Here is a 16,388-nt window from a genome sequence, read left to right as displayed (position 1 = left end):
GGTAATGCCCGAACGACTGAGCCATGTGACCGGCACCGGCGAGGCGCATATGGTCGATGTCTCGGCCAAGCCCACGACTGTGCGTAGCGCCACCGCGCGTGGCCGGATCAGTGTCGATCCCACAGCCCTCGCCGCCATTGTCGAAGGGTCGATCGCCAAGGGCGACGTGATTGCCACCGCTCGGATCGCGGGTATCATGGCGGCCAAGCGCACCGCCGACATCATCCCGCTGTGCCATCCCCTGCCGCTGGCAGCGGTGACGGTAGAAATCCTGCCCGACGACAGCGGCATAGAGGTGATCGCCACTGCGCGCACCGCCGCCCAGACCGGCGTAGAAATGGAAGCGATGACGGCCGCTTCCGCTACACTCCTTACGCTTTATGACATGCTCAAGGCCATCGACAAGATGATGGTCATTGGCCAGATTCGCGTTACCGAAAAGCGGGGCGGCAAGTCCGGCGACTGGACCGCGCCATGAGCGCCACACCGGCAGGGCTGCTACCAGTTGCAGAGGCGCAGGCACGCCTGCTCGCACTGGCCACACCCTTGCCTATCGAGCATGTCGACCTCCTTGCCGCGCAGGGCCGTTTCCTCGCCAAGCCGGTCACGGCCCTGCGCGACCAGCCATGGACCGATCTTTCGGCCATGGACGGCTATGCCATTCGCCATGCCGACCTGCCCGGCCCCTGGCGTCTGGCAGGCGAATCCCGCGCCGGGGGGGCATCGCCTTCCACATTGCTACGTTCTGGCGAGGCGATGAGGATATTCACCGGCGCGCCTTTGCCAGACGGCGCCGACGCCGTGCTGGTGCAGGAAGAGGCACTGGCGGCCGACGATCATATTCGACTGAATGGCGAAGGTCCGGGCTATCCCGGCCGCAACGTCCGCGCCCGCGCCACGGATTTTGCTATTGGCAGCCCTCTCCTCGATGCGGGCAGCCTTGTCGGTCCCGCGCACATCGCGCTCGTTGCGATGGCGGGACATGCCACTCTCCCGGTGCGCCGTCGGCCCAGGGTTGCCCTGATCGGCACGGGAGACGAACTGGTGGCCATCGGCGGCGCACTCCGTCCGGGACAGATACCAGCTTCCAACGGCATCATGCTGGCCGCCATGCTCGCACAGGCGGGGGCGGAGGTGGTAGACATGGGCCTTTTCCCCGACGATCTGGACAGCCTGACCGCAGCCTTTCGAGCGGCAGCGGAGGCCGACATCATTGTGTCCACAGGTGGTGCATCCGTCGGCGATCATGATCTGGTCGCACCGGCCATCCTGAAGGCTGGCGGCACCCTCGATTTCTGGCGCATCGCGATGCGCCCCGGAAAGCCCCTGATGGCGGGGCGACTGGGCGACGCCCTTATGCTCGGCCTGCCGGGTAATCCCGTGTCCGCCTTCGTCGGCGCAACGCTCTTCTTGCTCCCGCTGGTACGTCGTTTTAGCGGAGCGGAATCTCCCCTGCCCCATTGGTCGAGCCTGACGACCTCCGTACCCCTTCCAGAGGGAGGCCTTCGTGCGGAATATCTACGCGCGACGGTAAAGGATGGCGTAGTGGCACAGGTGGCGGGACGCGATAGCGCCGCCCTCCTGCCCCTTGCCCACTCCAACGCGCTGGTCGAAAGACCCATAGATGCGGCAGCCGCCTTACCGGGCGAACAGGTTCGTGCAATCCTGTTTTAAAAATTACACCAAATACCTGTAATAGCAGGGCTTTTTATTATCGAGGCGCAATTGCCTCCAGCGCGGCGGTCGCCAGTTCACGCCGCTGCGGATCCCGCGTCACCTCCAGCATCGCGCTCAGACTTTGCCGGGCGCCATCCAGTTCACCCGACCCCAATTGCAATCGCGCTAGCGCCCACCAACCCTCGACATGGTCCGGCGCCACTACCGTCATTCGATCATAGACCGTCATGGCTCGCGCCGCATCACCCGCCTGTTCCGCCCGTGACGCCTGATTGAGCAGCAGGCGCACCAATATCGCCCGATTAGCCATGGGCGCCACATCCTCTTGACGTCCCGCACCACCTTCCCCTGCACCCAGCGCCAGCAGCGCGATCAGCCGATCTGGCGCCACCTCTCCACCACCGTTGAACGGGTCGATCACCACCGCCGCTTTTTCGCCGATCCGCACCAGCACATGCCCCGGAATATTAAGCGCATGAGCAGCCCAGCCCAGCCGCCGAGCAGCCGCGACATAAAGAATGGACAGGCTGACCGGCAGACCCCGCCGCCGGTCGAGCACCCGAATAAAATCGGCATTGAGCGGCGCGTCATAACTGGCGACGTCGCCCATAAACCCATATTCGCCGCCGATCACCGCTGCCAGCGCCTGCGCTTGCGCCACCGCCGTCACTGCGGGCGCACCGACAACCGCCAGACGCTCGGTCATCTCTCGCAACAGTTCTGCATAGGGAGCCAGGTCCACCCCCTCATGATCCAGTTCGCTCAGCGCCAGGGCGGCGAGATCGATTTCGATCTCCTCATCCTCCATCAGGCCAAAACCCGCAATCATCCCGCCACAAGCCCCCGTATCTTGAGCAGCGCATCGATTTCCGGCGCGCGGCCCGCAAAGGCACGGAAACTGTCGGCCGCCGTTCGGCTCGCCCCGACCGCCAATATCTCTCGGCGAAAGGCTGTGCCACCGCCCCCCGACACATCACTATGCGCGAACAGCTCAAATGCATCGGCGGACAGAAGCTCCGCCCATAAGTAGCTGTAATATCCCGCTGCGTAGCCACCTGCAAAAATGTGGGTAAAGCCATGGGCAAAGCGGTTCCAGGACGGTGGCTGAATGGCCGCCACCTCCTTGCGCACCCGCTCCAGCGTCGCATCGACCCGCGCACCAACCACCGGATCATAATCCCGGTGCAATTGCAGGTCGAATGTCGCGAATTCGACCTGACGAAGCAACGCCAACCCCGCCTGAAACTGGCGCGCGGCCAGCAGGCGGTCGAACATCGCTTCCGGCAGCGGCTCGCCTGTCTCTACATGGCCCGACAGGCCTATCAGCGTAGCACGATCCCAGGCAAAATTCTCCATGAACTGGCTGGGCAGTTCCACGGCATCCCATTCCACACCAGAAATGCCGCCGACGGAGGGAATATCCACCTCGCTAAGCAGATGATGCAAGACATGGCCAAACTCATGGAATAACGTCACCACATCATTATGCGTCAGCAGCGAAGGGCGATCCCACGCCGCCGGTGCAAAATTGGTGGTCAGATAGGCAATGGGCAGGTGAAAGCGATCCGCATCCCGGAACCGCGACTGGCACACATCCATCCACGCTCCGCCCCGCTTTCCGGCACGTGCAAACAAGTCGAGGTAAACCCCTGCAATTACCTGTCCATTGGCGTCCAGCAGGTCATAAAAAATAACGTCATCATGCCACACCGCTACGCCGGGCCGGGGCACCAGCCGCACGCCGAAGAGCCGCTCGAACAAGGCTTCCGTTCCTGCGAGCACGCGGGGCAGCGGGAAATAGGCCTTCAACGCCTCCTGATCCACGCCATGCAGGGTCCGTCGCATCGCTTCCGCAACATAAGACAAATCCCAGGACGCCAGCTCCTCCAGCCCCAAATGCGCCGTGGCGAAGGCCCGTGCCTCTGCCAGTTCCGTCTCCGCCATCGGCCGAGCGCGGGATGCAAGGTCGGCGAGGAAGGACAATGCCTCCTGCGCATCCGTCGCCATCTTTGTTTCCAGCGAATGGGCCGCCGCATCGGCAAATCCCAATATCTGCGCGGCCTCGTGGCGTAGCGCCATGATCTTTTCGATCCGCGCGCTATTATCAAAATTCTTGTCTTCCGCCTGTTCGGAGGCACGGGTGGCATTGGCGCGATAGACACGCTCCCGCAACGCCCGATCCGATGCATGCAACAGGATCGCCTGCACGCTGGGCTGGCGCAGGGTGATAAGCCAGCCATCCAGCCCCTTCTCCTTCGCATAGGATGCGAGGATGGCCCTGTCGCTGTCCGGCACGCCCGCCAGTGCGCGCTCGTCGGTCACATGCTCGGTCCAAGCTTCGGTGGCATCCATCACCGCGTTGGCAAAGCTGGTCGACAACTCACTGAGTTCCATACCGATTTCAAGAAAACGCTGACGCGCTTCTCCCTCCAGCGCAACGCCGGCCAGTCGGAATCCGCGGAGCGCCAGATCGACCGCACGCTGCTGCGCCACTGGCAAGGTACGGAAGTCGGGTCGCGCCGCCACCCGGCCCAGCGCCGCATAATGGGCAGAATTCTGCCCAGCTTCCATCAGATAGGCTGTCATCAGCGACTGCCCCGCCGCATGCGCCTCCCGCAATTCAGGCGTATCCGCGACAGAAGAGAGATGACCGACCGGCGACCAAGTACGAGACAGGTCGAAATCCGCCCGTTCGGATGCCAACACGACCGACGCGAAATCGTCCCGCGCACCCTCGCTAACCTCGGCGATGATCGCCCTATGCGACGCAATCGCCTGCTCTATGGCGGGCACGACATGAACCGGCTGCACAGCCGTAAAATCGGGAAGGTCGGTCGCATCGAGGAGCGGGTTGGCGGTCGGGAAGGTGGTGGTATCGGTCATCGAAACTCGCAGGCAGCAGTGGGGTCAAAGGGCATGTCGTGCGTGCATCGACACGCTTCAAGCCTCATCCGACCCGATGACAATCTCTTTGTAAAGGCGAGAGACCGCACACCTGTCCGATTCAGGCTGTAGAGCGGCAAGCTGCTGCACAGCACGGTCGCTGTATCCACTTGGTCGTCGATCAGTGCCGGATGCGACAGGGATGTCCGGCCATCGACACAAATGCTTCTGGTTGGCGGCAACCTCCCGCATAAGATCATAGGCACAGGGCCGCCCGCACCAGACCGGAGGATGAGAGATGCGCCGCAAGACATTGATCCGCCTGCTGGCGGCGTTATCTTTGACGTCGCTTGGCATGGCCTCGGCGCAGGCGAAGGAAGCGCCTCCGCCCAATTTCCTCATCATCGTCGCCGACGATCTCGGCTTTTCCGATCTGGGAGCCTTTGGCGGGGAAATCCGCACACCCCGTTTGGATGATTTGGCCCGAAAAGGCGTCCGCTTCACCGACTTCCACACTGCGCCCGCCTGTTCCCCAACCCGCGCCATGCTATTGACCGGCACCGATCCGCACCGTGTCGGCTTGGGCGCCATGGAACTGACCACGCCCAACCAGCGAGGCAAGCGAGGGCTGGAAGGTTATTTGCGGCCCGACAATGCGACGCTGGCGGAACTGCTGGGTGCGAACGGCTACAGCACGTTCCTCTCCGGCAAATGGCATCTGGGCAGCGCGCCGGGACAGGATCCTCATGATCGCGGCTTCCAGCGCAGCTTTGCGGTCCTGCCCGCTGCGCATAATCATTTCGGGCTGGGTCTGGCGACCGATCCGGCCAAGGGGGTCACCTATACGGAGGATGGCCGGATCGTCCCCCAACTCCCCGCCGACTTCTACTCCTCCGACTATTTCGCGCAAAAGATGATCGGCTTCCTGCGGGAGGCAGCCAAGAGGCCGGACAAAGCTAGGCCCTTCTTCGCCTATCTGGCCTTCACCGCCCCCCATGCGCCGTTGCAGGCCAGGCCACAGGATATTGCCCGCTATCGGGGACGCTATGATGCCGGCTTCGACGCCCTGCGTGATCAACGGCTGGCAAGGCAGGCAAAGCTCGGCCTCTACGATCCCTCAAAACCAGCCCATGACCGTGCCAAACCGCAAGGAGGCTGGGATGCCCTGACGCCCGCGCAGAAAGCGCAGGCTGCACGCGAGATGGAAATCTATGCCGCCATGGTGGAGCGGCTGGATCATGACGTCGGCCTCGTCATCGCGGAACTGCGGCGGACGAAGCACCTTGATAATACGGTGATCCTGTTCCTATCCGACAATGGGCCGGAAGGCATGGATTACGCCGATAATGAACTGCCCTCACTGCGCCGACGCTATGAACAGGCCGACAACCGACTGGATAATCTGGGTGCGGCGACCAGCTTTGTCGGCTACGGCCCCGGCTGGGCGGGCGCATCTGCCGCACCGTCCTGGCTCTATAAGACCTATGCGACCGAAGGCGGAACGCGGAGCGTCAGTTTTCTGTCTGGCCCCGGCCATCTTGTCGGGCCGGGACGCATCGCCCGCGCTTTCCTGACCGCTGCGGATGTGGGACCCACCTTCCTCGACATGGCGGGCGTGGCAAGGCCCAGCGCAACCTTCGACGGGCGCACGATAGAGGCGATGGAGGGCACGTCCCTACGCCCCTATCTGACAGGCAAGGCGCAGTGCGTTCATGCCCCGGACGAGGCGTTCGGCACCGAATTGTTCGGTTCCCGTTCGATCCGCAAGGGCGACTGGAAAATCACCGATACCGGCGACGGCCAATGGCATTTGTTCAACCTTGCCGCCGATCCTGGCGAGACACATGACCTCTCCGCTAGCAACGATGCCAAGTTGACCGAGTTGATGGGCGAGTGGGATCGCTATGCCGAACGGGTTGGGGTCGTCCTGCCCACGGGCCGTTCCCACTCTCCGTAAGAGCGACACCGACACTTCGGCGCATCCTTGTGAGCGAAGCAACATCCCACAATGTAAAAAGGGCGGCCGCATCGCGACCGCCCTTTCCTTTGTCGATGAACCACCGGTCAGAAGGGCAGGTTGTACACCTTGACGGCGTTGTCCTGCAGAACCTTCTTCTTGACCTCATAGCTATAGCCGCCCAGCACATCCTTGATGTGGTCCTGAACGCCCGGATAGAGCGAGGTCGGGTGTGGGAAGTCGGTCTCGAACATCACGTTGTCCACGCCGATCGTCTCCAGCAGCAGCTTCGGACCGACCTTCTCGAACCAGAAGGTGCAGTAGAAGTGATCGCGCATATACTGCCACGGGCGACGCGTCAGTATCTTGGAAAAGCGCGGTAGCATCTCGTTGAACTGATGCTCCAGAGCCTCGACGGCGAAGGGCACCCAGCCCATGCCGCTTTCGATCAGGCCGATCTTGAGGCCGGGGTGACGGTCCAGACGGCCCGACACCATCCAGTTGCCCATCGTGGCGGCATTGCCGATGGAGAACATGGTGGCGACGACGGAGAGCGTCTGCTCGAACTCAAAACCTTCCCAGGTCAGCGTGTTCGGGTCGATCGCGGCGTTGAGGTGGAAGTTGATCGGCGTGCCGGTCGCGTCGCACATCTCCAGGAACGGCGTCCAATAGTCATGGTTGAAGCTTGGCACGCCCACGCGCTCAGGCGTGTCGGGCAGCACGAAGCCCTTCAGGCCCATGTCGATGCAGCGGCGTGCTTCCTTCTCCAGCGCCTTCTGATCCCAGAAAGGCAGATGCGCCATGTTGAAGATGCGCTGGCCCGACTCCTGCTGATATTCGGCAGAGGCGTCGTTGAAGATCTCGACAATCTTCAGCGCCAAATCGGGATCGCCCAGCGACATCAGCGAACCGGCCTGCGTCACGCCCGAATTCTGGAAGCAGATCTGGGCATAGACGCCCATGTCATCCATCGCCTTCAGGCGCTCGGAGATGATGTGGCCACCCGGATGCGCTTCTTCCAGCTTGGGGAAGGCGAGTCGACCGAGAAGCTTGTTGTTGTCCTTGCGGATCACGTTGCCGCCCAGCGTACCGAAATCGCGGTCGCCGACAAACCAGCGGTCCGTGCCGTTGATGCGCTTTACATGGGGAACGCGGTCCTTGTACGCGGCGGGCGCGCGGCTGGTGAAGAGTTCGGGCGCTTCGGTGATGTGCGTGTCGGTGTCGACGATCTTGATGCCTTCGAGCGAAGGATCGAGGCCGCCGGACTGCGAGGCATAGTCGACCTCGCGGATGACGCCGCCTTCCTTATAGCCGTCCGCCGACCAGTATTTCCGCGCATTCTGGGCGATTTCGTTGGTATCTGCCTCAGCCATGTCTTCCTCCAAAAAAACTCATCGGTCGCTTCGATGACTGCGACCTGTTGACCCGATCGGGCTTCACGCACTGCGATCTGCTGTGCCGAACGATCCACCATACTCCCGTTACGGAAAAATGGGCAGTCTCTTCCGTAACGCACCAGTCGTCGAGACATTGCAGCGCCAATCGCACCATCTTGCCTCCGCGAGCAAGCATCCTTCCACAGATCGCTTGCCGGGCGGCGTCACAGGCGACAATGCCATCACCAGAACCTTTGTCCGACAATAGGGGCGATGCCCGTGGGCGGGGCATTTGTCAAAAGGAGCAAAATCAAGTGACAGGTGACTTCCGGCTTGATCGCCAGAGCGATGGCATAACCATAATAACCCTCAGCCGGCCGCACGCACGGAACGCTTTAACGACAGAATTGGCCTATCGCCTGACCGATCTGCTGGACTCGGTGGAGGCTGACCGGGACTGCTCCGTGGTCATTCTGACTGCAGAGGGGCAGGGCTTTTGCGCCGGTCTCGATCTCAAGCATGTCCTGAGCGGTGACGACGCTCCACAGGATGTGAACAACTGGATTGCGTTGCAGGAGGTGTTCGCGACTCTGATGCGCCGGATCGTCCGGTTGCGCCAACCCGTCATTGCCGCGGTTCAGGGTGCTGCGGTCGGGGCTGGCTTTGGGCTGGCACTTGCCAGCGACATTCGGATCGGCACGCCCTCGACCAGTTTCCATGTGGGCGCGGTCAAGATGGGGTTGAGCGCCGGGGAGTGTGGCATCAGCTATCACCTCCCCCGGCTGATCGGCGCCGGTCGCGCGTTCGAGATCATGCTGACCGGCCGCCCTGTTCCGGCGGACGAAGCCCTTGCCATCGGCCTCCTCACCGCCATCGCACCGATGGATGATCTGTTGAAGCAAGCCTTGCAAACCGCCCGGTCCATTGCGACAAACGCCCCCTATTCGATCAAGCACAGCAAGCAGATCATGCACACCAATCTGGACGCACCCAGCCTCGACAGTGCACTCGAACTGGAGAATCATGTCCAGGTGGCCGCTCTTCTCACGGAGGATTTCCGGGAAGCCGCCACTGCCTTTGCGGAAAAGCGCGCACCCCATTTCACCGGCCGATAGCGCCAGCACCACAGACCTTCAGAAGCCTTTCAAGCGATCCCACGGAGACGACGCCATGGCCACCACCCTCGACCGCTACCGCCTGCTGGGCCGCTCAGGCTTGCGGGTTTCCCCGCTGTCTCTCGGAACCATGACCTTTGGCGTGACAACAGGCTGGGGCACCAGTGATGCAGAGGCGGCGGAGATGGTCGCGCGCTATGTCGACGCAGGTGGAAATTTCATCGACACCGCCAATTTCTATGGCGAACTGGGCGGGTCTGAGCGGGTGTTGGCCCCACTGCTCAAGGGCCGTCGCGAACGCATCGTCCTGTCGACCAAATATACGATGTCGATGGCTCCCGGCGATCCCAATGCCAGCGGCAACCATCGCAAGAATATGGTGCAGGCCGTAGAGGCCAGCCTCAAACGGCTCGACACCGACTATATCGACCTCCTCTACCTGCATATGTGGGACGGGCTGACCCCGGTGGACGAGATATTGCGGGCGTTCGACGACCTCGTCCGGTCAGGCAAAGTGCTGTATGCGGGCCTGTCCGATATTCCCGCCTGGCAGGCGTCGCGGATGCAGGCGATCGCGGACCTCCGCGGCTGGACGCCCTTCGTCGCGCTCCAGATCGCCTATAATCTGACTGAACGCACAGTGGAACGCGAGCTTATCCCCATGGGGCGGGAGATGGGCATGGGGGTCATCCCCTGGTCCCCGCTGGCGGGTGGCGTGCTGTCCGGCAAATATAGCCGCGCCGATCTCGTCGTCCCGGATGCCGCGTCCGACGGACAGGACGACCTTCCCCGCAAGGCGATCAACCTCGCGACGGGACGCCTCAGCGAAAAGAACCTCGATATCGTCGATGCAGCCAAGGCTGTGGCAGCCGACATCGGCTGTTCCATCGCGCAGGTCGCCCTTGCCTGGACGCTGCTCAATCCAGGCGTGACGTCCCCCATCATCGGGGCACGCACTCTCGCCCAGTTGGAGGATAATCTGGCCGCACTCGACATCACATTCAGTGACGATCATATCCGTCGCCTCGACGCGGCCAGTGCGATTGCGATGGGTTTCCCGCATGACATATTGTCCATGCCGATGGCACAGACCATGCTAGGCACGCTCAATGTGGAGCCGCGGCGGCCCTGAAATCCGCCCCTTGCGCCCGTCATGCGCAACGACTTGACCTGACGCGATTCGTTGCCTACATGTTCCCTGTCCGTTCCATGGGCGAGGGAGATAAGGCGATGCTCACCGCCAAGCAGCAACAGTTGCTTCTGTTCATCAAGCAGCATCTTGAACTTGGGGGTGTGTCCCCCTCTTTCGAGGAGATGAAGGAGGCGCTCGACCTCAAGTCGAAGTCCGGTATCCACCGCCTTATCAGCGCGCTGGAGGAGCGTGGCTTCATTCGCCGCCTGCCCAATCGCGCGCGGGCGCTGGAGGTGGTGAAGCTGCCGGACGGCCTCGCGGTCCTGCCAAAGAAGGCGGCGGCACCCACTGCCCCGTCACCGATCCTCTCGGCTCCTGCTCGCCCGCCTGTCGCCGCGAACGATGTCATCGACGTGCCGCTGCATGGTCGAATCGCGGCGGGTGTCCCCATTGAGGCGATGGAGGGCAGCAGCAGCCTGTCCGTTCCAGCCGCCTTGCTGGGATCTGGCGAACATTATGCGCTGGAGGTGGCAGGCGACTCGATGGTCGAAGCCGGTATCCTCGACGGTGATTTCGCCCTCATCCAGCGCAGCGAGACCGCCCGCGACGGCCAGATCGTCGTCGCGCTGGTCGATGACAGCGACGCGACGCTCAAATATTTCCGGCGAGAGGGCAGCCGGGTCCGGCTCGACCCCGCCAATGGCGCCTATGAACCGCAAATCTATGATGCGGATCGGGTGCGCATTCAGGGTAAGCTGGCCGGCCTGCTGCGCCGTTACAACTGAGGCGCCTTATCCGGCCCGGAGCCTGCCCCCGGCGATGCCCCGTCCAATGGGTCGAGTGTTGTCGGGGGCTTGCCGTTCGGACCGGGCATCCCCTGGCCAAGGCGCAATTGCCAGGGATGTTCATCGCGTGGATCGCGACTTCGGCGGACCTGCCCCGTCGTCAGGTCAATCGCCGCCGCACCCGACAGTGCCAGATCCTTCCGGTCGAGAGTCAGCCAGCGCGCCCGGCAGGCCGTCGGAAGCCGGCGATCCGCGATGACGATGTCCGCCGCACCACAATGGCGGATCAACTCCGTCCACGGCACCGAGAGACGGCTGCGCGTCACAAGAACATGATAGCGCCTGCCACTGCCAATCAAAACGAGCGTGCAGAAATCCTCCGAACAATGGGCGTTGGGCAGGTCGGCAAGCGCCTGCAACTGCCCACCGAACGCCGCCTGTTCCGCCATCTGCCCGCGCATATAGTCCCCTGCCCGGTCGCGGAGCAGCGCCACCCCGCCATCCCTGGTTCGCACCGCCACATGTCGCCCGTCCGAACTCACCAATATGTCCGGCGCACGGGCCAGCGCATAGCCTGACAGCCCCAGCGCCAGACAGGGCAGCCCCCACCAGCGCAACCGTGTCCGCCACAACAAGCACCAGAGCAGCCCAGTCATGGCCAGTCCGAACGCCAGCGGCATAATGGCGGGCGTCAACGCCACGGCCAGGCTTTGCCCCGCGACCAGATGCGCGATGAACAACAGCAACCTCAGCGCCTGCTCCACCACCCACCACAACGGCGCGCCCAGCCCCAGCAGATCGAGCGCCAGCGCCAACGCCTCGGCGGGCATCACTACCAGTTCGGTCAGCGGGATCGCGACCATATTGGCGAAGGCGCCCAGCAGGCCGCTCTTGTGGAAATGGAACAGCACGATGGGCATCAGCACCATTTCCACCGCGACGCCGGTGATGAACAATCCCGCCAGGAACCGCAACGCCTTGGCCCAGACCGGCTCCGCCCGCGCCTGCACCAGCGCGCGGGCACGCGGATGCTCATACAGAGTCACGATGGCGGCAACGGCGGCAAAGCTAAGCTGGAAACTCGGTCCGATCACAGCCTCCGGCCACAGCAACATGACGAACAACGCGCCACACGCCAGCAAGCGCATGCTGATCGCCTCCCGCCCCAGCGCCAGCCCCGCCATCACCAACAGCGCCGTCACGCAGGACCGGATCGTCGGCACCTCCGCGCCGGTCAACAGCGTATAGCCGATCCCCGCACCCGCCCCCGCGCCCGCCGCGATCAGCAACAGCGGCCAGCGCAGCGCCAGCCGGGACGACAGCGCCAGCAGTTTGAACATCAGGAACACTACGCCGCCGATCAGCGCAGTGACATGGACGCCGCTGATCGACAGGAGGTGAGTCAGCCCGCTCTGCCTCATCGCGTCCTCATCCTCCGGCGCGATACGCCCCCGGTCACCCGTCGCCATCGTCACGGCTAGTGCGCCCGCTCCACCGCCGACCCGGCTCGCGACATGACCCGACAGTTGCTCACGTATTCCCGGCCCGGTCCCGGCATCGCGATGCACCACCTCCAGCGGTGGCAGCAACCGTCCCGTCGCGCCAATGCCGTCGAACCACGCACGGCGCGCATAATCATAGCCGCCGGGAAAAGCCGGCCCCGCCGGCGGCATGAGCCGGGCGCGCAGCCGCAGCCTGTCGCCGCGTCTCAGCGCAATCTCGCGCGGCATATCCTCCAGATCGGCGTTCACCCGAATCAAGTCTGGCAAATCCGGCCGATCAACCGGTTTCAGCAGGATGCGCGCGATCCCCCGCCCGCTCATCGCCTCCACAGTGATGACCGACGCCTCCATGCGGACCATCGCGGGCCGGGCCAGCACCGTCTGCCCCACCAGCATCGCCTTCCCCCATGGCAGCAGACATCCCAGAGCCACCAGCAGCAAGCAGATCCCCAGCGCCCGAACCAGCCGCCCAGCCGCCGCACCAAAGCCCAGCAACAGCGCCGCGCCACCCAGACACAGCCCGATGAGCAGCATCCAGTCCAACCGCGTGGGCAGCAGAAACCAGGCGACGATGCCCACACCCAGCGCGACCGGCGACCACAGCGGCAATTGCGCCCGCTCCGCCTCCAGCACCCGCTCCGGCTCTCCTCTCAGCAGCCGTTCCAGCACGGGGTCGAACACACGGCCCAGCCATTGCACGGCACGTCCCCCGCGCCCGGCGACGGGGGTTTGTCGCGGCTGAAAAGCCATGCTAGGGGCGTCTGCGTTCACGGGGTACAGCCCTTTCCGAAGTGAGGATCTAGCTTGGCAGACGCCGGCCCACAAAGTTCAAATGATGCGACCGGTGCAAATGATGCCGCCGGGGCCAATGTCGTCACCCGGTTCGCGCCCTCTCCCACGGGCTATCTGCATATCGGGGGCGCACGCACCGCGCTTTTCAACTGGCTGTTCGCGCGCCATCATGGCGGCAAGTTCCTGTTGCGCGTCGAGGATACCGACCGCGCCCGCTCCACCGAGGAAGCAATTGCCGCCATCTTCGACGGCCTCGACTGGCTGGGCCTGGGCGGCGACGAGGAGCCTGTGTTCCAGTTCGCCCGCGCCGCTCGCCATGCGGAGGTCGCGCATCAATTGCTGGCTGACGGCCATGCCTATAAATGCTTCGCCACGCCGGACGAACTGACCGCCCTGCGTGAGGAGCAGCGCGCCGCCAGAAAGCCGATGCGCTATGATGGCCGCTGGCGCGATCGCGACCCCGCAGAAGGCGGCGACAAGCCCTATGTCATCCGCCTCAAGGCCCCCAAAGAGGGTGAGACGGTGATCGCGGATGCCGTGCAGGGCCGCGTCGTCGTGCAGAATGTGGAACTGGACGACATGATCCTGCTCCGCTCCGACGGTACGCCCACTTATATGCTGGCGGTGGTGGTGGACGACCATGACATGGGCGTAACCCATATCATTCGCGGCGACGACCATCTCAACAACGCCTTCCGCCAACTCGGCATCATCACCGCGATGGACGCGATCGAGGGCGGCTGGCCAAAGCCCGTATACGCTCATATCCCGCTGATCCACGGAGCGGACGGGGCAAAACTCTCCAAGCGCCACGGCGCCATGGGCGTCGATGCCTATCGCGATGAGCTGGGCATGCTGCCGGAGGCTGTCGCCAATTATCTCCTGCGCCTCGGCTGGGGCCATGGCGACGAGGAGACGCTCAGCATCGCTCGTGCGATCGAACTGTTCGACCTGGCTGGCGTGGGCCGCTCTCCCTCTCGCTTCGATATCAAGAAGTTGGAGAATATGAACGGCCATTACATGCGGGAGGCGGACGATGCGCGTCTGGCCGCACTGGTCGCGCCATTGCTGTCCGCTCAGGGCCTTACGGTGGATGCCACCCTCCTCGAATCCGCCATGCCGTCGCTGAAGCTGCGTGCCAAGACGGTGCATGATGTGGCGGACGGTGCACGATTCCTGTTCACTCCCCGTCCGATTCCCATCGACGCGGCCGCCAAAGTGCTGCTAGATGATGCTGCGTTTGCGTTGATAAAGAGCGTGGCCGATCGCTTCGACGTCCTGACAGACTGGACGATGGAGGCAATCGAGACCGCCGTTCGCGCCGCCGCAGAGGATGCCGGTATTGGCCTTGGCAAGGTTGCCCAGCCGTTGCGCGTTGCGCTGACGGGCCGGACGACCTCGCCGGGGATATTCGACGTTGTTTTCCTCCTTGGAAAAGACGAGACATTGGCACGCCTGTCCGACATGTCCCACTATGTCGCCGACGGGCACAATTCATAGAAAGAAGGGGGCGGTTAATGGCGACTGACAAGGTTAGCTTGAACGTTGATGACAAGACGCTGGATTATGGCGTACTCTCGGGTACCATTGGCCCGCAGGTCGTCGACATTCGCAAGCTCTACGGTCAGACGGGTTTGTTCACCTACGACCCCGGCTTCACCTCCACGGCAAGCTGCCATTCGGCGCTGACCTATATCGACGGCGACGAAGGCATCCTTCTGCACCGTGGCTACCCCATCGACCAGCTTGCCGAACAGTCGAGCTTCATGGAGGTTTCCTACCTCCTGCTCCACGGCGAACTGCCCACGGCGCAGGCGCTGGAGGAATTCTCCCGCACGATCACGCGCCACACGATGGTGCATGAACAGCTCACCACCTTCTATCGCGGCTTCCGCCGTGACGCGCACCCGATGGCGATCATGTGCGGTGTGGTCGGCGCCCTGTCGGCCTTCTATCATGATTCGACGGACATCAACGATCCGGTGCAGCGCACCATCGCCAGCCACCGCCTGATCGCGAAGATCCCCACGATCGCCGCCATGGCCTATAAATATTCGGTGGGTCAGCCGTTCGTGTCGCCGCGCAACGACCTGTCCTATGCGGGCAATTTCCTGCGTATGACCTTCTCGGTCCCGGCGGAAGAATATGTCGTCGATCCGGTCGTCGAGGCCGCGATGGATAAGATCTTCATCCTCCACGCCGATCATGAGCAGAATGCATCGACCTCCACTGTTCGTCTGGCCGGTTCGTCGGGCGCCAACCCCTTCGCCTGCATCGCGGCGGGCATCGCCTGCCTGTGGGGTCCGGCGCATGGCGGCGCGAATGAAGCTGCGCTCAACATGCTGCGCGAAATCGGCACCGTCGACCGCATCCCCGAATATATCGCCCGCGCCAAGAACAAGGACGATCCGTTCCGCCTGATGGGCTTCGGCCACCGCGTGTACAAGAATTACGATCCGCGCGCGAAGGTGATGCAAAAGACCGCGAACGAGGTGCTGGAGAAGCTGGGCGTCACCGACCCCATCTTCGACGTGGCCCGCGAGTTGGAGCGGATTGCGCTGAGCGACGAATATTTCGTCTCGAAGAAGCTCTATCCGAACGTCGATTTCTATTCGGGTATCATCCTGTCGGCCATCGGCTTCCCGACCGACATGTTCACTGTTCTTTTCGCCCTCGCCCGCACAGTGGGCTGGGTCGCGCAGTGGAACGAGATGATCTCCGACCCAGAGCAGAAGATCGGCCGCCCGCGTCAGCTGTACAACGGCCCGACCGAGCGTGACTATGTGGCCATCGGCAACCGCTGATCGCATCGACAGAAGATTGCGAAGGGCTGCTCCCACCGGAGCGGCCCTTTTTTTGTAGGGGAAAGTCGGCAGGATCGTTGCTCGCCACCAGCCGGTCAGGCCGATGAAGAGCGGCGAATGTCGTTAGGATAGCTTATCCTCGCGAAAGGCTTGGCCGTTCACGACTGGCAGGCGGATGCACCAACGCCACGAGAATGAAAGAGATGTACATAAGCAGATACCAGGCGCCCAGCTTGGCTGTGGATCGGCGTGCAAAAAGGACCCCGTTATGGGGGTGATCGGCGTCTAAAAGGGACCCCCATCTCGATGGTTTAGTTGCGTCCGTTTGGTGATGACCAGACGGCGGGATCGGGATGTTGATATTG

At 63.1% G+C, this 16,388-nt stretch carries 12 protein-coding genes; 8 read left to right on the top strand and 4 right to left on the bottom strand.

Annotated elements, in window-relative coordinates; genetic code table 11:
- Window positions 1-4: 4 nt before the first annotated feature.
- The gene (moaC, locus tag LWE61_RS14545) at window positions 5-478 is read left to right on the top strand and encodes a cyclic pyranopterin monophosphate synthase MoaC (protein WP_234151374.1); all 474 of its coding nucleotides are present in this window, start codon (window positions 5-7) and stop codon (window positions 476-478) included.
- Window positions 475-1,674: a molybdopterin molybdotransferase MoeA gene (locus LWE61_RS14540; protein WP_234151373.1), complete on the top strand. Its 1,200-nt coding sequence runs from the start codon at window positions 475-477 to the stop codon at window positions 1,672-1,674. Before moaC ends, LWE61_RS14540 begins: the two co-directional genes overlap by 4 nt.
- A 37-nt stretch (window positions 1,675-1,711) precedes the next feature.
- Here LWE61_RS14540 and LWE61_RS14535 read toward each other — a convergent pair whose 3' ends face one another.
- Both LWE61_RS14535 and LWE61_RS14530 read right to left on the bottom strand, forming a co-directional pair.
- Window positions 1,712-2,506, bottom strand: a complete 795-nt coding sequence (locus LWE61_RS14535; RefSeq protein ID WP_234151372.1) for a transglutaminase family protein — start codon at window positions 2,504-2,506, stop codon at window positions 1,712-1,714.
- Window positions 2,503-4,560: a M3 family metallopeptidase gene (locus LWE61_RS14530; RefSeq protein WP_234151371.1), complete on the bottom strand. Its 2,058-nt coding sequence runs from the start codon at window positions 4,558-4,560 to the stop codon at window positions 2,503-2,505. The genes LWE61_RS14535 and LWE61_RS14530 overlap by 4 nt, the downstream gene beginning before the upstream one ends.
- A 298-nt stretch (window positions 4,561-4,858) precedes the next feature.
- On the opposite strand from LWE61_RS14530, the gene LWE61_RS14525 reads away from it, so the two are divergent.
- Window positions 4,859-6,517, top strand: a complete 1,659-nt coding sequence (locus LWE61_RS14525; protein WP_326490651.1) for an arylsulfatase — start codon at window positions 4,859-4,861, stop codon at window positions 6,515-6,517.
- 107 nt (window positions 6,518-6,624) lie between these two features.
- On the opposite strand, the gene LWE61_RS14520 is transcribed toward LWE61_RS14525, so the two are convergent.
- Window positions 6,625-7,890 (bottom strand): amidohydrolase family protein, encoded by a 1,266-nt coding sequence (locus LWE61_RS14520; RefSeq protein ID WP_234151370.1) that lies wholly within the window; start codon window positions 7,888-7,890, stop codon window positions 6,625-6,627.
- A 317-nt stretch (window positions 7,891-8,207) separates the two neighbouring features.
- On the opposite strand from LWE61_RS14520, the gene LWE61_RS14515 reads away from it, so the two are divergent.
- The 3 genes from LWE61_RS14515 to lexA all read left to right on the top strand — a co-directional run bounded on the left by LWE61_RS14515 (window position 8,208) and on the right by lexA (window position 10,925).
- Window positions 8,208-9,008, top strand: a complete 801-nt coding sequence (locus LWE61_RS14515) for an enoyl-CoA hydratase/isomerase family protein (RefSeq protein ID WP_234151369.1) — start codon at window positions 8,208-8,210, stop codon at window positions 9,006-9,008.
- A gap of 55 nt (window positions 9,009-9,063) precedes the next feature.
- A complete protein-coding gene (locus LWE61_RS14510) occupies window positions 9,064-10,140 on the top strand; it encodes an aldo/keto reductase (RefSeq protein ID WP_234151368.1) in 1,077 nt (358 codons plus the stop codon).
- Between the two features lie 98 nt (window positions 10,141-10,238).
- Window positions 10,239-10,925, top strand: a complete 687-nt coding sequence (gene lexA, locus LWE61_RS14505) for a transcriptional repressor LexA (protein WP_234151367.1) — start codon at window positions 10,239-10,241, stop codon at window positions 10,923-10,925.
- Here the strand turns inward: lexA and LWE61_RS14500 are convergent.
- Window positions 10,916-13,126, bottom strand: a complete 2,211-nt coding sequence (locus LWE61_RS14500) for a ComEC/Rec2 family competence protein (protein WP_234151366.1) — start codon at window positions 13,124-13,126, stop codon at window positions 10,916-10,918. The two genes, lexA and LWE61_RS14500, sit on opposite strands and share 10 nt — an antisense overlap.
- 105 nt (window positions 13,127-13,231) lie before the next feature.
- Here LWE61_RS14500 and gltX point away from each other — a divergent pair, with 105 nt between their 5' ends.
- A complete protein-coding gene (gene gltX, locus LWE61_RS14495) occupies window positions 13,232-14,719 on the top strand; it encodes a glutamate--tRNA ligase (protein WP_267961743.1) in 1,488 nt (495 codons plus the stop codon).
- A gap of 17 nt (window positions 14,720-14,736) precedes the next feature.
- Window positions 14,737-16,023, top strand: a complete 1,287-nt coding sequence (locus LWE61_RS14490) for a citrate synthase (protein WP_234151365.1) — start codon at window positions 14,737-14,739, stop codon at window positions 16,021-16,023.
- The last annotated feature ends 365 nt before the right edge of the window (window positions 16,024-16,388 follow it).

Source organism: Sphingobium sufflavum, assembly GCF_021403115.1.
GTDB classification, from domain to species: domain Bacteria; phylum Pseudomonadota; class Alphaproteobacteria; order Sphingomonadales; family Sphingomonadaceae; genus Sphingobium; species Sphingobium sufflavum.
The sequence above is the reverse complement of the archived record's forward strand: the minus strand, read 5'-3'. Positions and strand labels throughout refer to the sequence as shown.